Origin of the sequence: Halorhabdus salina, from assembly GCF_013839425.1 — an archaeon.
GTDB classification, from domain to species: domain Archaea; phylum Halobacteriota; class Halobacteria; order Halobacteriales; family Haloarculaceae; genus Halorhabdus; species Halorhabdus salina.
The window spans coordinates 173,433-194,959 of the sequence record NZ_JACDNP010000004.1; the positions used below are offsets into that span (position 1 = coordinate 173,433).

16 protein-coding genes and 2 tRNA genes are annotated in these 21,527 nt (G+C 63.6%); 8 read left to right on the plus strand and 10 right to left on the minus strand.

From position 1 onward, the window contains the following. Entirely contained in the window at window positions 1-2,199 is a 2,199-nt protein-coding gene (locus HZR20_RS07330) for a glycoside hydrolase family 3 N-terminal domain-containing protein (RefSeq protein WP_181685938.1), read from the minus strand. A 245-nt stretch (window positions 2,200-2,444) separates the two neighbouring features. Here HZR20_RS07330 and HZR20_RS07335 point away from each other — a divergent pair, with 245 nt between their 5' ends. Both HZR20_RS07335 and HZR20_RS07340 read left to right on the plus strand, forming a co-directional pair. Further along, a complete protein-coding gene (locus tag HZR20_RS07335; RefSeq protein WP_181685939.1) occupies window positions 2,445-5,195 on the plus strand; it encodes a GH36-type glycosyl hydrolase domain-containing protein in 2,751 nt (916 codons plus the stop codon). Window positions 5,196-5,233: 38 nt separating this feature from the next. Continuing rightward, window positions 5,234-8,422 (plus strand): cellobiose phosphorylase, encoded by a 3,189-nt coding sequence (locus HZR20_RS07340; protein WP_181685940.1) that lies wholly within the window; start codon window positions 5,234-5,236, stop codon window positions 8,420-8,422. A gap of 19 nt (window positions 8,423-8,441) precedes the next feature. Here the strand turns inward: HZR20_RS07340 and HZR20_RS07345 are convergent, their stop codons facing one another. The 7 genes from HZR20_RS07345 to HZR20_RS07375 all read right to left on the minus strand — a co-directional run bounded on the left by HZR20_RS07345 (window position 8,442) and on the right by HZR20_RS07375 (window position 14,149). Continuing rightward, window positions 8,442-9,629 carry an MFS transporter gene (locus tag HZR20_RS07345; protein WP_181685941.1) on the minus strand — a complete coding sequence of 396 codons (1,188 nt, stop codon included), beginning with the start codon at window positions 9,627-9,629 and terminating at the stop codon, window positions 8,442-8,444. Window positions 9,630-10,036: 407 nt separating this feature from the next. Further along, a tRNA-Gln gene (locus tag HZR20_RS07350) sits at window positions 10,037-10,109 on the minus strand. A 58-nt stretch (window positions 10,110-10,167) separates the two neighbouring features. After that, window positions 10,168-10,758: a homing endonuclease associated repeat-containing protein gene (locus HZR20_RS07355; protein ID WP_181685942.1), complete on the minus strand. Its 591-nt coding sequence runs from the start codon at window positions 10,756-10,758 to the stop codon at window positions 10,168-10,170. Window positions 10,759-10,940: 182 nt separating this feature from the next. Further along, on the minus strand, window positions 10,941-11,780 hold the full coding sequence (gene trpA / locus HZR20_RS07360) for a tryptophan synthase subunit alpha (RefSeq protein ID WP_181685943.1): 840 nt from the start codon (window positions 11,778-11,780) through the stop codon (window positions 10,941-10,943). Continuing rightward, on the minus strand, window positions 11,777-13,024 hold the full coding sequence (gene trpB / locus HZR20_RS07365) for a tryptophan synthase subunit beta (protein WP_181685944.1): 1,248 nt from the start codon (window positions 13,022-13,024) through the stop codon (window positions 11,777-11,779). The genes trpA and trpB overlap by 4 nt, the downstream gene beginning before the upstream one ends. Beyond that, complete coding sequence (gene trpC / locus HZR20_RS07370) at window positions 13,021-13,806, minus strand: indole-3-glycerol phosphate synthase (protein ID WP_181685945.1); 786 nt, start codon at window positions 13,804-13,806, stop codon at window positions 13,021-13,023. The genes trpB and trpC overlap by 4 nt, the downstream gene beginning before the upstream one ends. Window positions 13,807-13,903: 97 nt before the next feature. After that, window positions 13,904-14,149 (minus strand): ribbon-helix-helix domain-containing protein, encoded by a 246-nt coding sequence (locus tag HZR20_RS07375; protein ID WP_181685946.1) that lies wholly within the window; start codon window positions 14,147-14,149, stop codon window positions 13,904-13,906. A 193-nt stretch (window positions 14,150-14,342) separates the two neighbouring features. Here HZR20_RS07375 and HZR20_RS07380 point away from each other — a divergent pair, with 193 nt between their 5' ends. The 3 genes from HZR20_RS07380 (at window position 14,343) to pan2 (ending at window position 17,680) form a co-directional block, all read left to right on the plus strand. Continuing rightward, window positions 14,343-14,492, plus strand: a complete 150-nt coding sequence (locus tag HZR20_RS07380; RefSeq protein ID WP_181685947.1) for a hypothetical protein — start codon at window positions 14,343-14,345, stop codon at window positions 14,490-14,492. A gap of 56 nt (window positions 14,493-14,548) precedes the next feature. Beyond that, on the plus strand, window positions 14,549-16,339 hold the full coding sequence (gene pepF / locus HZR20_RS07385) for an oligoendopeptidase F (RefSeq protein ID WP_181685948.1): 1,791 nt from the start codon (window positions 14,549-14,551) through the stop codon (window positions 16,337-16,339). A gap of 114 nt (window positions 16,340-16,453) precedes the next feature. Continuing rightward, window positions 16,454-17,680, plus strand: a complete 1,227-nt coding sequence (gene pan2, locus HZR20_RS07390) for a proteasome-activating nucleotidase Pan2 (RefSeq protein WP_181685949.1) — start codon at window positions 16,454-16,456, stop codon at window positions 17,678-17,680. Between the two features lie 24 nt (window positions 17,681-17,704). Here the strand turns inward: pan2 and HZR20_RS07395 are convergent, their stop codons facing one another. Further along, window positions 17,705-18,325 carry a DUF309 domain-containing protein gene (locus tag HZR20_RS07395; protein ID WP_181686063.1) on the minus strand — a complete coding sequence of 207 codons (621 nt, stop codon included), beginning with the start codon at window positions 18,323-18,325 and terminating at the stop codon, window positions 17,705-17,707. A gap of 117 nt (window positions 18,326-18,442) precedes the next feature. Here HZR20_RS07395 and HZR20_RS07400 point away from each other — a divergent pair, with 117 nt between their 5' ends. Next, window positions 18,443-19,768 (plus strand): NRAMP family divalent metal transporter, encoded by a 1,326-nt coding sequence (locus HZR20_RS07400; protein ID WP_181685950.1) that lies wholly within the window; start codon window positions 18,443-18,445, stop codon window positions 19,766-19,768. Continuing rightward, entirely contained in the window at window positions 19,765-20,316 is a 552-nt protein-coding gene (locus tag HZR20_RS07405) for a hypothetical protein (RefSeq protein ID WP_181685951.1), read from the plus strand. Before HZR20_RS07400 ends, HZR20_RS07405 begins: the two co-directional genes overlap by 4 nt. 341 nt (window positions 20,317-20,657) lie before the next feature. On the opposite strand, the gene HZR20_RS07410 is transcribed toward HZR20_RS07405, so the two are convergent. Beyond that, a tRNA-Arg gene (locus HZR20_RS07410) sits at window positions 20,658-20,730 on the minus strand. Between the two features lie 116 nt (window positions 20,731-20,846). Between HZR20_RS07410 and HZR20_RS07415 the strand changes: the two genes are divergently transcribed. Beyond that, the gene (locus HZR20_RS07415) at window positions 20,847-21,521 is read left to right on the plus strand and encodes a twin-arginine translocation signal domain-containing protein (protein ID WP_181685952.1); all 675 of its coding nucleotides are present in this window, start codon (window positions 20,847-20,849) and stop codon (window positions 21,519-21,521) included. Window positions 21,522-21,527: the final 6 nt, after the last annotated feature.

Consider the following 21,527-nt stretch of genomic DNA (forward strand, 5'->3'; position numbering starts at 1 on the left):
TCAGTCCAGCAACTCGAGACGCTGCGTGTGGACGATGTCGTCGGCAGCGTGACCCACCATGATATCGAATGCGCCGGGTTCGGCAGCCCACTCGCGGTCGACCGTCCAAAAGGCCAGATCGACGTCCTCGATCGTGACGGTTACCGCAGCAGTCTCGCCCGCGTCAAGGTCGACGGTCTCGAAATCGAGCAACTCCTTGACGGGCCGGGAGCGACTCCCGACCAGATCCCGGACGTAAAACTGAACGACGTCCCGGCCGGCCACGTCGCCGACGTTCTCGACGGTGACGGTTGCCTCAAGGGTCTCGCCTGACTCGATCGCAGCTGTCGAGAGCGTCAGGTCGGTGTAAGCGAAGTCGGTGTAGCTCTCGCCGTGGCCGAAGGCAAACAGCGGCTCGTTCGGCGCGTCGATGTACCCCGTGGCGTAGGCGCTCTCGCCATCGTCGCCCGGACGACCAGTCGGCAGTCGATCGTGGGCGAGTGGAACCTGACCCACCGAGTACGGGAAGCTCATCGGGAGATGTCCCGCGGGCACGTGCTCGCCGAACAACGTCTCGGCGACGGCCGGTCCGCCCTCAACCCCGGGATGCCAGACGTCCAGAATCGCCGGGACCGACTCGGCAAGCCAATCGATCGCAAGCGGGCGACCGTTCATCAGCACGGCCACGACGGGCGTGTCCGTCTCGACGAGTGCCTCGACCAGTCGTCGCTGCTCGCCGGGCAGGTCGATCTCCGTCCGGCTCGCGGCCTCGCCCGTGATCTCGGCCGTCTCGCCCACGACGGCGGCGGCCACGTCTGCGTCAGTGGCCGTTTCGACCGCCGCCTCGATAGACTCTTCAGTCACGTCGCCCGGGAGCTCGTAGCCCGGCGTGAAGGGGACCTCGCGGTCGAGGAACGCTTCGAGGCCGTCCCGGATCGTGATCGCGTCCTCGGGCCGCCCCTCGAAGCTCCAGGCCCCGAGCGTATCCTCGCCGCTGTCGGCCAGCGCGCCGATCAATGCGACGTCGGCCTCGGGATCGAGTGGGAGCCGGTCGTCCTCGTTTTGGAGGAGGACGAACGACTCGCGGGCGGCCTCGCGGGCTGCTTGGCGGTGCTTGTCGGCCAGCATCGTTTCGTCGCGTCGCTCCTCGTCAAAGTAGCGGTAGGGGTCCTCGAAGAGGCCCAGCAGGCCTTTGACGGTCAGGACGCGTCGAACAGCGTCGTCGAGTCGGTCTTCGCTTACCTCGCCGTCGCGGACGAGATCGGGCAGTTCGTCGATCACGACCTCGCTGGCCATGTCGATCTCCGAGCCGGCCTGGATGGCCTTCCGGGCCGCATCGCGGCGGTTCTCGGCCGTGCCGTGCTGGATCTGCTCGCGGAAGGATGCCCAGTCAGAGACCAGCACGCCCGAGAAGTCCCACTCGCCCTTGAGGACGTCATTGAGAGGCGATTCGTTGCCGCTGGCGGGGATCCGTTCGTGGACGTTGAAGGCGTTCATGAGCGACCCGACGCCCGCCTCGACGCTCGCCTCGAACGGCGGGAGGTGGCGCTCGCGCAGGGCCGTCTCGGAGACGTCGACAGTGTTGTACTCCCGGCCACCCTCGACGGCCCCGTAGGCGGCGAAGTGCTTTGCACAAGCGAGGACTGTGTCGGGATCACTCAGATCGTCGCCCTGGAATCCGCGGACTCGGGCCCTGGCGAAGGCACTTCCGAGTACCGGACTCTCGCCAGCGCCCTCCATCACGCGCCCCCAGCGCGGGTCACGCGAGACATCGACCATCGGGGCGAACGTCCAGTTGTGCCCCGCGGCGGCCGCTTCCGTCGCGGCGATCCGTTCGGCGCGTTCGGCCAGGTCGGGATTCCAGGAGGCCGCCTGAGCCAGCGGGATCGGGAAAATCGTCTCGTAGCCGTGGATGACATCGAAGCCGATCAACAGCGGGATGCCCAGACGTGACTCCTCGACGGCCAGTTCCTGGAGGTGGCGTTTCGTCTCAAGATCGGTGGCGTTCAGCAACGAGCCGACCTCGCCGTCGGCGACGGCACTCTCTAGTTCTTCCCCCTCGTCTTCGGTCCCCGTGACGAAGTGAACGGAGCGCTGATTGAGTTGGCCGGCCTTTTCTTCGAGTGTCATTGTATCCAGTAGCGAGTCGACGTGCGACTGGATCTCGGCCCGACGACCGTCCACAACGTACTGGTCGAGCCGACTGTCCGAGAGCGGCATGATATAGAGCGCTACGCCCTTGCACCCATTTTAATCTTTGCAGAACAATTTCATCCTCGAAATAGCCACGGGGCGAAAAATACGGCCCAACAAGCCAGTGATGCTGTCGCTCACGTGTTTATAGTCGGATATACAACACATAGGAATATTGTTAGGTTGGATGTTACACATACATCAGCGAATACCTATTCCGGCGATAAACGGGGTTAGAAAGTTATTCAAGGCGGGTTTCCGTCTCTTGGTACATGGCAAAACGACAGTTACGCGACAACGAAACAGATGTCGATGACTGGGCGTTCGTCGACGACGCAGGAACGTTCCAACTAGACGAACCACAGCGATCGAGTTATCTGTATTTCCCATTGGTCAACGAGGCCGGCATCATGTCGGCAGTCACGCCGAAACTCCACGGAGACGTCAACGCGAGCCAACACGAGTTCTTGACGCCGCCGACAGCCGTCGAGGACCTCCACAACAAGCGTACGGCACGGAACTTCTGGGTGTACGAACACGGCAAAGGACCGTGGTCGGCCGTCGGCAACAGCGCAACACAGATTCCCGAGGAAGGGCCCGACGGCGCGGAGTCCGTCTCGATGGAAGGTGGCCTCCTCTATCACGAGATCACTCGCAAGAACGACGACCGCGGCCTGAAAGCCGAGATCACCAACTTCGCGCCAGTGCGCGACGACATGGTCGAACTCATGCGCGTTCGCGTCACGAACACCGGCGAGGACGCAAAGACGATCACGCCGACCGCCGCAGTCCCGATCTACGGTCGCTCGGCCGACAACATCCGCGATCACCGCCACGTCACCTCGCTGCTACACGAGACCTGGACTGACGAGTACGGTGTCCTCGTCAGCCCGACCCTCTCCTTCGACGAGCGTGGCCACACACTCAACGAGACGACCTATGGCGTCCTCGGAACCGACGCCGACGGCACCGCGCCCGAGAGTTTCTACCCCGTCGTCGAGGACTTCATCGGCGAGGGTGGCAACCTCGAGTGGCCGGAAGCCGTCGTCGAAGACCTCGAGGGCGTCGAAGCGGGCACCGAGGTCGACGGCTACGAGAGCCTCGGTGGCCTCCGATTCGAGACGACCGAACTCGAACCCGGCGAGACAGAGGAATACGTCGTCATGCAGGCGATCTGGGACGAGGACCCCGGCGCGACCGCGCTGGCGGAACGCTACGGGTCGAGCGAGGCCGTCGAGGAGGAACTCGTGGCCTGTCAGGCCCACTGGACCGAGAAATCCAATGCCGTCGAGTTCGACACCGGCGACAATACGTTCGATCAGTGGATGCGCTGGGTCACACTCCAGCCCGTCTTCCGGCGGCTCTTTGGCAACTCCTTCCTGCCGTATCACGACTACGGCCGCGGTGGTCGCGGCTGGCGGGACCTCTGGCAGGACATTCTCTCGCTGTTGCTGACCGAACCTGACAACGTTACCGACCTACTCTATCACAACTTCGCTGGCGTGCGCTTCGACGGCTCGAACGCGACGATCATCGGCGACGAACCCGGCGAGTTCAAAGCCGACCGGAACAATATCCCTCGCGTCTGGATGGACCACGGGGCCTGGCCGTGGCTGACGACCCGCTTCTACCTGGATCTCAGCGGCGACCTGGATTTCCTGCTGCGCGACCAGCAATACTACCGGGACCTCCACGTCAACCGTGCCAGCGAGCAGGACGACGAGTGGTCGCCCGAAGACGGCACCGAACTGTACACCGACGACGGCGATGTCTACGAGGGAACCGTCCTCGAACACCTGCTCGTCCAGCACCTCACGCAGTTCTTCAACGTCGGCGAGCACAACGTGATGCGCTTGGAAGACGCCGACTGGAACGACGCCATGGACATGGCCCCCGAACGGGGCGAGAGCGCGGCGTTCACCGCGCTATACGCCTGGAACATGCTCGACATGAGCGAGTTGCTCGGGGATCTCCAGGCCGAACTCGGCGTCGACGAAATCGAGATCGCCCAGGAGATAGAGACGCTACTTGACACGCTGGGCGAGTCGGTGGACTACGAGGACCCCGAGGCCAAACAGGCCCGGCTGGACGAATACCTGGACACCTGGGAACTGACGGTCTCCGGCGAGACGATGACCGTCGCGATCGACGATCTGGCGGCCGACCTAGAAACCAAGGCCGAGTGGCTCTACGAGCAGTTGCGCGACCAGGAGTTCATCGAGAACGAGGCGGGCCACCAGTGGTTCAACGGCTACTACGACGACAGCGGCCGGCGCGTCGAGGGCGACCACGAGAACGGCGTCCGGATGACCCTGACCGGCCAGGTGTTCACGCTAATGGGCGAGGTCGCGACCGACGAACAGGCCGATGCGATCGTCGACGCCGCTGACGAGTACCTCTATGAACCCAAGATGCGTGGCTACCGGCTCAACACCGACTTCGAGGAGGTCAAGACCGACCTCGGGCGTGGCTTTGGCTTTGCCTTTGGCCACAAAGAGAACGGTGCGATGTTCAGCCACATGGCCGTCATGTACGCAAACGCCTTGTACCGCCGCGGGAAGGTCGAGGCTGGTCACAAGGTTCTGTCGGGCATCTACGAGCAGAGCAAGGACTTCGAGGTCAGCCGGATCTATCCCGGCATTCCGGAATACTTCAGCGAGCGCGGCCGCGGAATGTACACCTTCCTCACCGGCTCGGGCAGCTGGCTGCTGTTGACGACGGTCACGGAAGTCTTCGGCGTCAAGGGTGACCTCGGCGACCTGCTGCTCGAACCGAAACTGCTGGCCGAACAGTTTGACGACGGGAAGGCAACCATAACCTGCCAGTTCGCCGACCGCCGACTCGACCTGACCTACCACAACGCAGCGCAGGCAGGCTACGGTGACTACGCGGTTAGCGAGGTCACGCTGAACGGCGAGGCAGTCAACTTTGAGCGCACCGACGACGGCGTCGTGATCGAGCGCGAAATAGTGACTGACCTCGATAGCGAGGCCGTCCACGACCTGGACGTCACGCTCGAATAACGACGGGAATCCACGACACAATCCAACCCAAACCAACCATGGACCGACATTCATTCGACGACCGCAACCGATTCGTCATCAGCGAGTACGACGACCGCGACCCCTTTTCGAGCTTCCTGCCCGGCATTGCCGGCGAGATGGGCATCCCGCTGTGGGTGCTGTACGTCAACCGCGGGCAGGCCATCGCTAGCATGGGCGTCGGCGACAAGGACAGTGCGATCATGGAGTTCCTGCCGGCGAACAAGGCCTACCGCCAGACCGACGAGGTCGGCTTTCGCACCTTCATCGATGTCGATGGCGAGTTCTACGAGCCCTTCGCTCCCGATTCTGACGGTGATCGGGAGATGTACGTCGGTGCGAACGAACTCGAACTCACCGAGACTCACGAGGAATACGGGCTCGAAGTGACCGTCCGGTATTTCACCGTGACCGAGGAACCGTTCGCGGGCCTCGTTCGCGAGGTCGACATCGAAAACACCGGCGAGGAATCGATCGACCTCTCCGTCCTGGACGGCCTGCCAGTCGTCATCCCCTACGGCGTTCCCGACGATGAACTCAAGTTCGTCGCCCGGACGGCCGAGGCCTGGATGGCCGTCAAACACCTCGAGTCGGGCGTGCCCTTCTACCAGGTCAACCCGACGATGGGCGAGGAGGCGACGCTCCAGGAGGCCGACGGCGGGCACTTCTACACGGCCGTCGCCGACGGCGAGCCCCTCGACCCGGTGGTCGATCCGAATGTCGTCTTCGGCCAGGACACCTCATTCTCGGCCCCCGAGCCGTTCCTCGACGGGGGACTTGAGGCGATCTACGACGCCGAACAGATCACCGTCGGGCGGACGCCATGTGGCTTCTTCGGGACCGAGGAGACCCTCGAACCCGGCGAAACGCTCTCGCTCGAAGAACTCGTCGGCCACGCCACCGATCACGAGCAGGCACTCGATCACGCCGCGCGGCTGGACGCCGACTTCGCCGCCCAGCAGCGCGACCGCGCGAACGACCTCGCCCGTGATCTGACAGATCACGTCGCCGTCGAGACCGCAGACGAAACCTTCAATCAGTACACGCGCCAGACGTTCTTCGACAATGTCCTGCGTGGCGGCTGGCCCGTCCTGCTCGGTGAAGACGACGATATCGTTCAGCACGTCTACTCCCGCAAGCACGGCGACCTCGAACGGGACTACAACGACTTCTACGTCGCCCCCGAGTTCTACTCACAGGGCAACGGGAACTTCCGTGACGTCCTGCAGAACCGCCGTGAGGACGTCTGGCTCAAGCCCGGTGTCGAGGACTTCAACGTCGTCTCGTACATGAACCTCGTCCAGGCCGACGGGTACAACCCACTTGTCCTTGAGGGCAACCGCTTCTTCGTCGAACCCGAGGACCGCAACGCGATTCTCGATCTGGTCGAGGCACCCGACGCCGTCAAGGAGACGCTCGAAGACGCCTTCACGCCCGGTGGCCTTCTCACCGCCGCGATCGTCGAGGACGGTGGGCTGACGGTCGATCCCGACGAGTTCCTCTCGGTCGCCCTGGAGAAAGCCACCCGACACTTCGAGACCTCTTTTGGCGACGGCTACTGGGTCGACCACTGGACGTACAACCTCGATTCCATCGAGAAGTACCTGGATATCTATCCCGACCGGAAGGCCGACCTCTTCTTCGGTCGCGAGGAGTACACCTTCCAGGATACCGACGTCGAGGTGCGTCCGCGGGAACTGAAGTACGTCGACATCGACGGTCAGATTCGCCAGGCCAACACGCTCGAACACGACGAGGCAAAGCGGGAACTCATCGAGTCCCGGGACGCCCGACCGTACGCCGTCCGGACAGACGACGGCCACGGCGAAGTCTTCGAGACGAACCTCCTTGGAAAGCTGAGTGCCCTGGGACTGGTGAAGTTCGCGACGATGGACCCGAAGGGCATGGGCATCGAGATGGAGGCCGGCAATCCCGGCTGGGACGACGCCATGGCGGGCCTCCCGGCGATTTTCGGCTCGTCGATGCCCGAGACCTACGAACTCTCCCGACTGCTCGCGATGGCCAGAGACGCCATCGCGGACGCCCCGAGCGAGGTCGACAGTCTCACGCTGCCCGTCGAGATCTACGACCTGCTGGATGCGGTCCGTGACGCACTCGCGTGGTACCGCGAGACCGACCGCGATGGCCGCGATCACGCTTACTGGGACCGCGTCGCGACCGCCCGCGAGCAGTACCGCGATCGCGTCCACTGGGGCTTCGACGGCGAGACTGTCGACATCTCACTCGACGAACTCGACGAGACGCTCGCCGCATTCGAGCAGAAGGTCGATGACGGGATCGCTCGCGCCAAGGAACTGAACGACGGCGAAGTGCCGACGTACTTCCGGTTCCACGTCGAGGAGTACAGCGAACGCGACCTCGAGGAGATTCCCGGGGGACTCGATGACGACGACGCCTTCGTCGAAGTGGAGTCCTTCGAGCCCGAGGCCCTCCCGCTGTTCCTCGAAGGCCCGGTCCGGGCACTCAAGAGCGGTGCCGAGGCCGGCAACGCTGCGACGATCTACGAGCAGGTCAAGTCGAGTGGCCTCTACGACGAGAAGCTGGGCATGTACAAGGTCAACGCCGACCTCTCGGGCCAGCCCTTCGACATCGGTCGCGCCCGGACGTTCACGCCCGGGTGGCTCGAAAACGAGTCAATCTGGCTGCACATGGAGTACAAGTACCTCAAGGCACTCCTCCGTGCCGGTCTCTACGAGGAGTTCTTCACCGATCTCCGGGACGCGGCGATCCCCTTCCAGGATCCCGAACAGTACGGCCGGAGCCCCCTCGAGAATTCCTCGTTCATCGTCTCCAGTGATCACCCCGACGAATCGTTGCACGGCCGCGGCTTCGTCGCCCGGCTGACCGGCTCGACGGTGGAGTTCCTCAGCATGCTCCATCACATGCTGTTCGGCGAGCAGCCCTTCGCCCTCGAAGACGGCGAACTCACGCTCGGGCTTGCCCCGCGACTGCCCGACTGGCTGTTCGATGACGGCCGTCTCACGGGCACGTTCCTCGGTGAGACGACCGTCGAGTACCGCAACCCCGAGGGCGAGGACACCTTCGGCGACGGCGTCGCCCCGGCAAGCGTGACCGTCGAATTCGACGACGGCGAGACCGTCGAGGTCGACGGCGCGACGGTCGGCGAACCGTACAGCCAGCGCATCCGCGACGGTGACGCAGAGACGATTACGGTCGAACTGCGCTAAAGGGAATCAGCGGAGACGCTCACGAGATCGCCTCTTCTTTCATAGCGAACACCTGTCCGTCAGTTATCCGATAGACGACTCTTGCAGCCAGTAGCGCGATCACGATTTCCAGCCCGCCGGCAACCAGAAAGGCAGCGAGGAAACCGTAGCGGTCGGTAACCATGCCGCCGACGAGGAAACCGGCAAGCATCCCGAGACTGCCGAAGACGTTGAATCCGCCCATGGCCGACCCGCGCTCGCTGGCCGGGACAAGATCTGTCACGAGCGCCATCGTCGCCGGTGCGACTGCCGCCCCGCAGACTCCGACGACGACCATCAGCGTCGCCGCGAGGGCGAATACTGGCGCAACTCCCACGGCGACGATCGTCACGCCATACAGGAGCGAGCCGACGACGACAGGGAGAAACCGCCCGACGCGATCCGAGAGGCGTCCCATGGGATACTGGAGGGCAGCGAAGGGGAAGAAAAACAGCGCGAGGGTGATCCCGGCGAGTGCGGGTCCGACGCCAAATGTATCCGTGAAGTACGCGACCCCAGTGAGGGCGAAAAAGCCAGCCGTCAGGCGATCGATGAATCCGAACGCGTAGGGCACGATCAGGGCCGGTCGGCCACGCAAGCGGGCCAGCAGCGGCGCGAGGTCGATACCGCCGTCCGGCGTTCGGTCCGGGACTGTCGCCCCAAGCAGTGCCGCGCCGGCGAGGACAGCTGCACCCGCGTACAGCGGGGCCAGCGGGTCGACCGTCGAGAGCGCACCGCCGGTGATCGAGCCGAGTGCCGCACCGAAGCCGATCGCTGCACCGGCAGCACCCATGTTTCGACCGTGACCGCCAGCGAGATCCATCAGCTTCGTGATCGACAGCGAGAACGCCCCGATCGTGAACGCGCCGCCGAGCACCCGGAGTGCCAGCACGACGCCGAAGCCGAGACCCAGACGCGGGGCGAACGCGACGGCCAGATAGCTGGCTGCGCCGCCGGTTGCACCGGCGACAACCAGCGGCGTTCGGCGTCCGAGCCGATCGCTGGCCAGCCCCCACAAAACTGCGCAGGTGACGAACGCCCCGAACTCGGCGACCAGAAACCACGTTCGTGGGAGGATTTCGCCTCCGCCCCCCAATGCTTGAACGAGGCCCTCGAGTCCAGGATAGAGGAATACCTGCGAGACTAGCACGGCCCAGACGACGAGACTCAGGCGCGTCCGGTCGGTCATGAGCGCCGGGACTGCCTACGATGCTCGTCGAACAGCCGACGCGCCACCCCCAGACGACCGGTGACGAAGTCGATCTGTTGTCCCGTTTCGATACGCATCACCTGCATGCACTCGCTACCAGCCCTTGAATGCTATCGGATCGAAACCGGGAACGCCGGCAGGTGGCGGGGTCGCTCTGGAGATACCTGCTGTCGGCTCACAGCGACAGCGGTTCGGGCCCTTGCGCGCCGGGGATCGGCGGGTCGCGGTCGCTGTAATACTTCTGACCGATCGCGGCTTGTTACAGTCGCCCCCAATTTCGCGGTCGGGCGACCCCGAAATCCGGGCTACGAGGGTTCACTGCGCGCGACTGGCAGGGGTCGAATCTCAGGGATATTTGCGACTCACGACGTTGTTCGCCACAAAAGTAGTCCATCCTGGATTCGAACCAGGGTCGCGAGCCCCAGAAGCTCGCAGGATTGGCCGCTACCCCAATGGACTGCGCGTATTGCGGATTCGTGGGTCCGCAATTAAACATTGTCGCTTTCGGGCAGGTCTGTCATTCATTCGCGAGCGTCGCATCCGCATTTTCGGGCACTTCGTAGTGTTCTCTTCGATGACAGTTAGCACACAGCACTTGACAGCTATTGATCTCGTTTTTGATCTTTTCTTTCGCGTAGCCGTTCGCGACCATCTTCGAGACGCCGAGCGTTTTCTCGTCTACGTTTTCGTGATGGAAATCGAGTACGGCCGGATCGCCCTCGCCACAGCGTCGGCAGCGACAGTGTTCGGCCTTGTAGTCGTGTAACCACCTGCGAAGTCTCGCACGCCGGCGGTCCTTCTTGGCGATGTCCCGCTCTCTGTTTTTGTAGTACCATCGCATGTTTCCGGATAGCTCCTCCCATGCTTTTCCAGGTTGCAGTTCGACCCACTCGGGCTTGGGTTGGACGTCAGGTCCGCCGTTCTCTCCTTGGTCATACGTTGTGAGACCTGCCGCTTCCTTCGCCTCGTTCCATGCACCGACGACGCGAAGAATCGTCGACGCCGAGGGCGTCATACCGAGTGCCTCGTACTGAGCTTTCGTCGGTGATTCGCCGAGTTCCGCTGTGGCATCCTGAAGTGCCTCGATACAGTCCTGTTCCTCGAGCATACACGTTCTGGGTTCGTCATGACTGATAAAGGAGCCCTGTGCGCGCCAGGAGCCAAAATGGGTAGTCCATCGCTCCCCAGTTGGCGTATGTGGACGAAAAGGAGTATCGCGAAACTGGCCGCAAAGAAGGGTTTAGGCCAGCGGAATCGTCGTCCGCAAGGTCATCCACCGGCAAATTCGGATCAGGTGTCTGCATCCGGCGCCGATGTCAGTCCTCGCACAGCACCGTCTGTGAGTTCGCGCGCCTTCGATTCGAGACGATCAGCGACGGCCTCGATCGGTTCGTCGTTCGCCGCGCCCGCCGCAACGATGTCGACTAAGGCACTCCCGACGATGATCCCGTCCGCACCGGCCGAGACGATCCGTTCGGCGTGCTCACCGGTCTTGATACCGAACCCGACGGCTTTGGGTACGTCCCAGTCGGCGAGGCGAGCGAGACTCTCGTCAGTCTGATCGCTCACGTCGTCACGAGCGCCAGTCGTCCCCAGGCGGGCCTGGACGTAGACGTATCCCGAGACCCGGTCCATCATCCGCGTCAAGCGCTCGCCTTCGGTCGTCGGCGCGACGATGAAGACCAGGTCCAGGTCGTGCTCGTCGCAGGCCGCCCGGAGTGGATCCGCCTCTTCGGCCGGGAGGTCAGGGATAACTAATCCCGAAATCCCTGCCGAAGCGGCTCGCTCGACGAAGTCGCGCGGTCCTCGTTGCTGACCGTACTGATAGACGAGATTGTAGTAGGTCATACAGACCAGCGGGGCCTCGACGTCCAGATCCCCCACAAAGTCGAAAAAGCGCTCGGGCGTCATCCCAGCTTCCAGCGATCGCACGATCGCGTCCTGAATCGTCGACCCTTCGGCAATGGGCTCCGAGAACGGGAGCCCGAGTTCGATGATGTCTGCGCCCCCACGATCCAGCGCCTCGACGTATGCCAGGGAGGACTCATAATCCGGATCGCCGGCAACCAGATACGGGATGAACGCCGGGTCGCCAGCCTCGAATACGGCGTCGATTGCGTCGTTGCTCATCGCTCGGCCTCCGCGAAGACACTCATGTCGACGTCGACGTCCAGGTCACGCTGCTCCGTTTCCTCGATGACGGTCTCTAAATCCTTGTCGCCGCGTCCAGAGAGATTGAGAACCGTCACGTCACCCACCGCGTCCGGGTTTTCGTCCAGATAGCCGAACGCGTGCGCGCTTTCCAGAGCGGGAATGATCCCCTCCCGTTGGGAGAGGCGGTGGAACGCTTCCAGAGCAACCTCGTCGTCGACGTTTGCCGCCTGGACGCGCCCCGAATCGACGAGATGGGCGAGTTCCGGGCCGACACCCGCATAGTCCAGGCCCGCAGAGACGCTGTGGGACTCCATGATCTGGCCGTCGCTGTCCTGGAGGAGTTTCGTCCGCGCGCCGTGAAGGACACCCTCTTCGCCTGTCGACAGCGTCGCGGAGTTGGGCGCGACACCCGTCTCTTCGTCGACATCGAGCGACGAGCCGCCGGCCTCGACAGCGATCAAATCGACAGCCTCGTCCTCGCGAAACGCGTCGAAGGCGCCCATCGTGTTCGACCCACCACCGGCACAGGCAACCACGGAGTCCGGTAGTTGCCCCGTCTGTTCGCGGATCTGCTCGCGGGCCTCCTCGCCGATGACCGACTGGAAGTCACGGACCATCCGCGGGAAGGGGTCTGGACCGACTATCGACCCGATGACGTAGTGGGTATCTTCGACGTTGGTCGCCCAGTCGCGCATCGTCTCGCTGATTGCTTCCTTGAGCGTCCCGCGGCCGGTCGTGACCGGATTGACCGCGGCACCGTTGAGTCGCATCCGGAAGACGTTGGGCCGCTGGCGGTTGATATCGGTCGACCCCATGAAGATCTCACAGGGCATGTCCAGGTGGGCCGCGGCCATCGCGGTCGCGGTGCCGTGCTGGCCGGCCCCGGTCTCGGCGATGATCCGCTCTTTGCCCATGTACTTCGCCAGCAGGACCTGCCCGAGGGCGTTGTTGAGCTTATGCGCGCCGCCGTGTAGCAAGTCCTCCCGTTTGAGATAGACCTCGGTGTCATAGCGGTCGCTCAACTGGTCGGCACGCTGGAGTGGCGTGGGGCGACCGCCAAAGTCCGCCAGGCGCTTCCGGAACTCGTCCATAAAGCCGTCCTCGTTGTCGAGGACGTATCGTTCGTAGGCGTCGCGCAATTCCTCGATCGCTGGCATCAGCGCCTCGGGGACGTACTGGCCGCCGTAAGCGCCGAACTTGCCGTCAGTGTGGCTGCTCATGTGTCAGGTGTCTCCGTTAGTGTGGTAAGCCGTTCCGTGTTCGCTCGCACGTCACCATCCATAATCGCCGAACCGATCAGCTGGCCGTCCGCGCCAGCCTCCTGCATCCGGGTCACGTCGGCTCGCGTCTCGATCCCGCTCTCGGCGATCAGCGTCACATCATCGGGAACCGCCGGCGCGACCGACTCGAAGGTCGAGAGATCCAGTTCCAGTTCGGCGAGATCGCGGTTGTTCACACCGATGATTTCTGCACCCGCATCGATCGCCCGTCGGACCTCTTCGCGGGAGTGGGTCTCGACAAGCACCTGAAATCCCCGGTCGCGAGCGGCCTCGAGCATGGCGTCGAGATCGTCCGTCCCGTCCGCTTCGAGAAATCGGACGATGAGGAGGACGATGTCCGCCTCGATCACGTCGAGTTGCTCCTCATAGAGCAGGAAGTCCTTCCGGAGGATCGGCACGTCGACGGCCTCCCGCACTTGGCGAAGCGTTTCGGCTGACCCACCGAAATGCTCGGGTTCAGTCAGCACCGACAGTGCGGCCGCACCGCCCGCGACCATCTGCTCGGCGAGTTCGACCGGATCGTCCACGCGGGTTCCGTCAGTCGTCGGACTCGTCGGCTTGACTTCGGCAATCGTCGGAACCCGTCCGGCGCGTTCGGCCCGCTCGAACGCGTCGGGTAACGATCGCGGCTGCACGTCGACCCGCCCGTCGGCCTCGCTTCGGTCGCGGGCAGCCTCGATGATCGACCGTACCGCCGGCGCTATCCCCTCACCATCGTCCATTACCGTACACTAACGTACAGACATGATCATAAGACTTGCGACACAGAGCCGTCCCTAGACAGAAGCGAGAGCGGAGAACCCCCAGTTGCCAGTCCGTTCAGAACGTGTACCCCTCGTCGGGGTCATCGTCGTGGATCGCGGGGTCCTGCTGGTCTTCGACGGTCTGGGAGAACAGATCGTCTTCGGCCAGGTCGGTCGATTCTTCGGTCGTCTCGTAGGCCGAGACGCCCATCGTCAGGAGTTCTTCGACGGCCTGGTCGCGGTTGACGAACTCACCTTGCTCGACAAGTCGGTCGATATCGCTTTCGATGCGGTCAGCCAGCGAGATCGAAATTTTCGGCATATCCGACGGTGGGTGTTGCATCCGGATGAATCTATCCCTCGTGTCCGGCCACCCGAGACGGGCCTCAAGCGTAACGCCACTCTCGCGGTGGTCCGATCACGGACTGGAAGCGGAACTAATTGCTATCCGGCCGTTCCCATTATTTTAGGCTAGCCAAAACACTCATACGTACCAGGTCACCTACGAGAGAGTAATGGCCCGCTCCGACAATGTTGACAGTGATCGCGACGAGGAGGTCGCTGTGCAGTCCTTCGAGTCATCGCCCGACCGGACAGTGTTTTCCGAGGACGGCAACCCCGACGGGTGGATCGCGACCGATCTGACCGTCGAGCCGGTGCGCTGAGGATCTGGCCGGTCACGTCAGAACGTTTTAGCGCACGCCAGACGTAGGCCGTCCGAATGAGTTCCGTACCTGAACGAAGCGAGATCGACGAAGAGTACAAGTGGGCTCTGGAGTCGCTGTACGCGGATGTCGAGGCGTGGGAAGACGCCTACGAAGACGCCGAAGAGTTGATCGAAGTCGTTGCCAGTTACGAGGGGCAGGCGACGGATGACGCCGAAACATTGCTGTCGGTCCTCGAAGACTATGAGCAGTTGATGCGTACCGTCTCGAACGTCAGCTCGTATGCGCGAATGCGCCGCGATGAGGACACCCGCGACGACGACGCCCAGGCGCTTTCGACTCGCGCCCAGTCACTCTCGGCACAGGCCTCCAGTGCCGCGAGTTTCCTGGAACCCGAAATTCAGTCCCTGGACCGCGACGAGGTGGACGCGCTGATCGAAGCCGAACCCGCCCTCGAAGAGTACGATCACTACTTCGACGACGTCCTGCGGATGAAACCGCACACGCGCTCGACGGAAGTCGAGTCGCTACTGGCCGATCTGGGCGAAGTCATGGGCGCGCCGGGGGAGGTCTACGACATGCTGACCAACGCTGATATCACCTTCCCGACGGTGGAGGACTCCGACGGCGAGGCCGTCGAGATTACGCTCAACAACTTCACGACCCTCCAGCAACGCCACGATCGCGAGTTCCGTCAGGACGTTTACGAGGCGTTCTACGACGAGTGGGATACAGTCCACAACGCCGTGAGCACGGCCTACAAGAACACGGTCAAGACGGGCTCGAAGGTGGCGACAGCCCGGAACTACGACACCGCCCGGAAGGCCTCCCTGGACGGGCCGAACATCCCCGTCGAGGTCTACGACACGCTGATCGAGACCGTCCGGGACAACCTCGGCCCGCTACACCGCCACGCCGAACTCAAGCGCGAGCACACCGACGGCGACGATCTCCAGATGTGGGACCTCTACGTCCCGCTGACCGAAACCGAGAGCCCCGAAATCGAGTACGAACAGGCATGTGAGTACGTCGTCGAGGCCCTCGCGCCGCTGGGGGAGGACTATCAGTCCCGCGTCGCTGAGGGCCTGGAGTCGCGGTGGGTCGACGTCTACGAGACCCGGGGCAAACAGGCCGGTGCCTATTCGGGCGGGACCTACGACTCTCAGCCGTTCATTCTGATGAACTACCAGGACGATGTCGAGTCGATGTACACGCTTGCCCACGAGCTTGGCCACTCGTTACACAGCGAGTACACCAGCGAGACCCAGCCCTACGTCTACTCGAGCTACGAGATCTTCGTCGCCGAGGTCGCCTCGACAGTCAACGAGGCGCTGTTGACTCGCCACCTCTTGGAGACCGTCGAGGACGACCACCTGCGCCGACACGTCCTCAACCAGTACCTCGAACGCTTCCGGTCGACGCTGTTCCGCCAGACCATGTTCGCGGAGTTCGAACACCGCGCTCACGAGCTGAGCGAGGCCGGCGAACCGCTGACGCCCGACCGGCTGAACGACCTCTACCGGGAACTCAAGAGCGACTACTACGAACCGGCCGAGATCGACGACCGGATTGCCCGGGAGTGGATGCGGATCCCGCACTTCTATCGGTCCTTTTACGTCTTCCAGTATTCGACCGGGATCTCGGCGGCCGTTGCGCTGGCCCGGGCCATCGACGAGGAGGGCGCGGACGCAGCCGAGCGCTATCGGGAGTTCCTCGCAACCGGGTCCAGCGACTACCCGCTAGAGCTGCTCCGGACCGCGGGGGTCGACATGTCCGAGTCCAGCCCGATCGAGGACGCCATCGCCGAGTACGACGACAACCTCGATCGAATGGCGGAGCTCCTCTGAGAGAGGCAGCGACAACCGGACGGGGAGCCTAACCCGTCGGTGACGTGTCGAGCACGCGGGCAAAGCCGCGACCCAAAGGCACTTTTTCTCCGACCGACTACGTTCATACGTTAGATGTCCCGCAGTCCCTCGCTGCCGGATCGTCCCACGCTGGACCTCGATCCCGAGATGCCTACCTCCGAACGACTCGCCGCGCTGGAAGACCACTACGCCGACGTCGTTCGGGTCAACGAGGAGTTGCACGACCAACTCGCGGCCGTCCGACAACGGCAGCGCTCGCTCGCCGAAGAAGTCGACACGCTCGAACGCGAGAATCAAGCACTGAAGACCTCGTCGCTGTACATCGGTACTGTCGAAGAGATTGCCGGCGACAGCGTTATCGTCAAACAGCACGGCAACAACCAGGAAGTGTTGACAGACCTGCCGACCAGCCTGGAAGACGAGATCGAGGCTGGCGAGCGCGTCGCGATCAACGACTCGTTCAACGTCAAATCGACACTGGAGGCCGAGACCGACGCCCGCGCCCAGGCGATGGAAGTCGCAGAATCGCCCGGCGTCTCCTACGACGACATCGGTGGACTCGAGAGCCAGATCCAGGAAGTCCGGGAAGCCGTCGAACAGCCACTGATCAACGCCGACCAGTTCCGCGAAGTCGGGATCGACCCGCCAAGCGGCGTCCTGCTGCACGGCCCGCCGGGAACGGGCAAGACGATGCTGGCCAAAGCCGTCGCCAACGAGACCGACGCCACCTTCATCAAGATGGCCGGCTCGGAGCTCGTCCGGAAGTTCATCGGCGAAGGTGCCAAACTCGTCCGTGATCTGTTCGAACTCGCCGAGGAACGGGAGCCGGCGATCATCTTTATCGACGAGATCGACGCGTTGGCATCCGAACGGACCGACTCGAAGACCTCCGGGGACGCCGAAGTCCAGCGAACGATGATGCAACTGCTGTCAGAGATGGACGGCTTCGACGATCGTGGGGAGATCCGCATCATCGCCGCCACCAACCGATTCGACATGCTCGACCGCGCCATCCTCCGGCCCGGTCGCTTCGACCGACTCATCGAAGTGCCCGAACCCGATCAGGACGGCCGCGAACGCATCCTGGAGATCCACACCCAGGAGATGAATCTCGCCGACGAGGTCGATCTCGCCGCCGTCGCGACTGAGACCGAGGGCCTGACTGGCGCGGAACTGGAGAGCCTGACCACCGAGGCCGGCATGTTCGCAATCCGGGACAGTCACACCGAGGTCCATCGCGAGGACTTCATGGACGCCATCGAGAAAATTCAGGAAGACGGCCCCGAGGACAGCGTCGGGACGCCGGTCATGTTCTACTGAAGGCGATCGACCGATACCGCTCTGTCACTCGAACAGGCCAGAGACGTCTTCTTCCCGGGATTGTCGTCGACTGACGTGTTCAGAGAGCCGCTGGGTCACGATGCCCCGCGCCTGTGGTTCCCGCACGTAATCGAACAGGAACGTGACAAACTCGCTTCCTTCGTCGCCGGCCTCAAGATCGGCCCTGGCATACTCGATGGCCTGTTCGATCAATGCTTCCTCGCTCTCTCCCTCGCTTTCGGCGATTGCGTCCGCCGCCAGTATCGTCCCGTCGAAGTCCAGGTCGTCGAGTGCCACCGCCTCGCCGTGGCGAGTCAGCGTCGGCGGATCGCGACGTTCGAGGACTGTGGGGTCCTCTCTGATCGCGGCGAGATAGCTCCTGACGGGTTCGAGGTCGACGCCAGCGAACGAATCGTTGTATCCGTCGAGATAGGTGGGAGCCTTCTGGGCCAGGCTCAGTGCGCCCGCGTCGTTTTCAGTTGTTGCGTGGTGAATCGCGACGGTGAACTGGATCAACCCCTGGAGGAAGTCCTTGCGTTCGTCGGCCTCACTCATCCCGATCCAGGCGTGCTCCCAGGCGTCGTGAGCGGTCCGATAGCGGCCAGCGTTGTACAGCGCGATGCCCGCCCGTAGCTCAGCGTCCATGCCATGGGCTTCTCGATCGCCGGGCAAAACGGCATCGACACGGCGAGTCATCAGTCCGTCGCCCGCCAGACTACCGCATCCGGCAGGGTTATCATTCGCAAGTGATACCACTCGGATATGAGCGAAGCGACGATGGATGTGACTGCAGTGTCGGGTGGCACAGTCACCCGGTATCTCCGGGAGATGGGGCCGTCGTGGGTCGCCGGCGCGATCGCCGCCGGCCCCGCGTCGATGGCGAGTCTGATCACCGCCGGCGCGAGTTACGACTACGCGTTGCTGTGGGTAGTCGTGCTGTCGGCAATGGCGGGCGCATTGACGCAATATCTCGCGATGCGGCTGGGGCTGCTCACCGAGCGGGGAATCGTTGGCGTCGTCGAGGACCACCTCGGCGAGTCCTGGGCGTGGATCCTGGTCGCCGACGCGGTGATCGCTGCAGGCGTCGCCCAACTGGTCATCATGAAGACCGTCGCCACCGTCTCAGCGTCGATCACGGGCGTCGACGCCGGAGTGTGGGGGATCGTCTGGGCAGTGGTCCTGGCAGCGGGGCTTGCCGGCCGGGGCTATCGCTTCATCGAACTCGTTGCGAAGGTGCTGGTGTCGGCCGTCGTCGTCGCGTTCGTCGCCTCGCTCGTCGTCGTACCGGTCGATCCGGGCGCCGCGGCCAGCGGCATCGTGCCATCGCTGCCTGGCGGCAGCGCCCTCGTGGCGGCAGGAATTCTCGGCGGTGCGGTCCACATCACGCTCATCACGATGCACTCTTACACGATGCGCGCTCGTGAGTGGACCGCCGAGGACTACGATCTGGCGACGTTCGACGTCGGCGCGTCGATGCTGGTCGCCTTTGGGATCTACAGCGTCGCGATCTTCCTGGTGGCCGCGAGCGTCCTCAGCGACGCGAGCCTCTCGACGGTCGGGGCGGCCACGGCGCTGGGCCCGCTGGTCGGCGAGAGCGCCGAGTGGCTGTTCCTGCTGGGGTTGGGTGGTGCGGCCATCTCGACACTCGGCGGGAACACGATCGTCCCGCCGTTCCTGCTCGCGGACAAACTCGGCTGGGGGACGACGGTCGCCGATTCGCGCTACCGGGCGCTGCTGGCCGGCTTCGCCCTGCTGTCGGCTCCTGGTGCGTTCATCGGCGGTGAGGTCCTCGGGCAACTCGTGCTCGTGTTGGCCCTGGGGACCGTCGGGACGCCGTTCGCGATCGCCGTGGTGCTGTATCTGCTGAACTCCGGGGCCGTCCCGGAAGCCAACTCCACACTCGCGAACGTGGGCGGGGTTGCCCTATTGCTCGTCTCGGGGACCCTGGCAGCGAACTTCGTCCGCGAACAGATCGCCGCCGGGGTCGATCCGCTTTCAGGGGCCGTGCTGGCGTTTGCCGTCGTTCTCGGGGCGGCAACGGTCGCCCTGCTCGGCAAATACGCACTTGAACGCCCGAGCCCGGCATGAGCGAGGCTCCCGTCCCGCTTTCGGGCACGACGCTGTTGGCCGGGCCATCCCAGACCGGCAAGACCCGTCGGACGGCACAGACCCTGGACGCGTGGCTCGATCGACACGGGAGCGAGGACGTGGTCGTCTTCGAGTTCGCTCCCGAGGTCGAGCGGGACGGCCGGCTTCTCGGCGGGCGTCTCGATCAGTTCACCACCGTGCCGGACGACGTTTGGCACGGCGTCCTCGATGCCCACGCACCGCGGACCGACGCCAGCACGGAGGCCGAAGCGATCGCGCTGGCCCGTGACAATGCCGAGCGCGCGGGGACGATCCTTGACGCGGCACCGAAACCGGAGGCTCTGTTCGTCAACGACGCCACGATCCCGTTCCAGCACGAGCGTGGCGAGGTTTCGGCGCTCCTCGATCACGTGGCCGACGCGACGTGTGCCGTTCTCAATGCCTTCGAAAGCGACGAACTCGGGACCGAAAATCCGGTCTCACGCCGAGAACGAGCTGTCCTGAAAACCCTTCGTGACCAGGTCGATCGGACGATCGATCTGGCATGAGTGGTCTCTGAATCTGGTCAGTTCTCGCCAAACACATCGTTATATTGATACCAGCGATTCGACGGACTGCGAACGAATTGGGTTGGACTGGTGACCGCCAACGAGAGTGTTGCCAGTCACAGGTAGGACATCAAACGGACGGCCAGTGAAGACAGTGGTACCCGCTTCGCTGCGCGTTCCTCGTCTGCTCAGATCTCCTGATCGAGTTTCTGCCGACGCGGTCGCCTCGCTATCGCTCGGCGATTTGCGTCGGCAGGAAACGTCCGGACGGAGTCCAGCCCGAGCGAAGCGAGTGCTGGGCACGTCCGGGCGTGACTGAACGACTGAAAGGAGTGAAGGAACGTCCGGACGGAGATTTGAACTCCGGTCCCTGGCTCCGCAAGCCAAGAGGATAGTCCACTACCCTACCCGGACTCGACTCATTCTTTCGCAGTGCCGGATAAAGGGGTTACGGTTCACCGAGGGCGACGGAACAAAGGCTCGTTTGAACCTACGGAAGGCCCTTTTTCAACCCTGCCAATCATTCAACCATGGAACGACGCCGATTCCTCAAGACAGCAGGCGCGCTGGGCGCGATCGGACTTACGGCTGGCTGCATGAACAGCGGCGCTGAAACGGACCAGCCAGGCGAAAAAGACACCGACGAGCCAACGGACACCGATTCCGGAACGCCGACCGACCACGCCACGTCGACAGAACCCGACAGCACAGATACGACTGAAGACCGACGGACCACGACCGACGACGGACAGCTCGGGGACTCAACGACGACAGAACCGGACACCTCCAGCAGCGTTGGCTGGGCAAGCGGCGGACGGATGGACGGGGTCGCCTTCGAATTTTCGTCCGGACCGCCGGAATGTGGCAAGGGGACCGACGAGACCGACATCGAATTCGACACCGACGCTGGCGAAATCCTCGTGAACGGAATAATCAGCGGCAGCGATCTCTGTCAGCGCGCCCAGCTCGCTGACATCACCCACGACAGCGAGGAGAGCGCGGTCTCGATCGCAATCGAATCAGTCGACCGCGAGGACTGTGACGTGGGTGCCCAGTGCATCGCCGACATTGCCTACGAGGCGCGACTCACCTTCGAAGAGGAGTTACCGGAAAGTGCGTCGGTCAGTCACGACGGCCAAGGTCTCGCGAGCGCGGCCCACGGGTCTACAAGTGCCGGCCCGCCGGCCGAGACGACCACGGAGTAGCGAGCG

Coding starts and splice junctions, on each gene's coding strand:
- HZR20_RS07330 (WP_181685938.1), bottom strand. CDS start 2,199: ATGCCGCTCTCGGACAGTCGGCTCGACCAGTACGTTGTGGACGGTCGT.
- HZR20_RS07335 (WP_181685939.1), top strand. CDS start 2,445: ATGGCAAAACGACAGTTACGCGACAACGAAACAGATGTCGATGACTGG.
- HZR20_RS07340 (WP_181685940.1), top strand. CDS start 5,234: ATGGACCGACATTCATTCGACGACCGCAACCGATTCGTCATCAGCGAG.
- HZR20_RS07345 (WP_181685941.1), bottom strand. CDS start 9,629: ATGACCGACCGGACGCGCCTGAGTCTCGTCGTCTGGGCCGTGCTAGTC.
- HZR20_RS07355 (WP_181685942.1), bottom strand. CDS start 10,758: ATGCTCGAGGAACAGGACTGTATCGAGGCACTTCAGGATGCCACAGCG.
- trpA (WP_181685943.1), bottom strand. CDS start 11,780: ATGAGCAACGACGCAATCGACGCCGTATTCGAGGCTGGCGACCCGGCG.
- trpB (WP_181685944.1), bottom strand. CDS start 13,024: ATGAGCAGCCACACTGACGGCAAGTTCGGCGCTTACGGCGGCCAGTAC.
- trpC (WP_181685945.1), bottom strand. CDS start 13,806: ATGGACGATGGTGAGGGGATAGCGCCGGCGGTACGGTCGATCATCGAG.
- HZR20_RS07375 (WP_181685946.1), bottom strand. CDS start 14,149: ATGCCGAAAATTTCGATCTCGCTGGCTGACCGCATCGAAAGCGATATC.
- HZR20_RS07380 (WP_181685947.1), top strand. CDS start 14,343: ATGGCCCGCTCCGACAATGTTGACAGTGATCGCGACGAGGAGGTCGCT.
- pepF (WP_181685948.1), top strand. CDS start 14,549: ATGAGTTCCGTACCTGAACGAAGCGAGATCGACGAAGAGTACAAGTGG.
- pan2 (WP_181685949.1), top strand. CDS start 16,454: ATGTCCCGCAGTCCCTCGCTGCCGGATCGTCCCACGCTGGACCTCGAT.
- HZR20_RS07395 (WP_181686063.1), bottom strand. CDS start 18,325: ATGGACGCTGAGCTACGGGCGGGCATCGCGCTGTACAACGCTGGCCGC.
- HZR20_RS07400 (WP_181685950.1), top strand. CDS start 18,443: ATGAGCGAAGCGACGATGGATGTGACTGCAGTGTCGGGTGGCACAGTC.
- HZR20_RS07405 (WP_181685951.1), top strand. CDS start 19,765: ATGAGCGAGGCTCCCGTCCCGCTTTCGGGCACGACGCTGTTGGCCGGG.
- HZR20_RS07415 (WP_181685952.1), top strand. CDS start 20,847: ATGGAACGACGCCGATTCCTCAAGACAGCAGGCGCGCTGGGCGCGATC.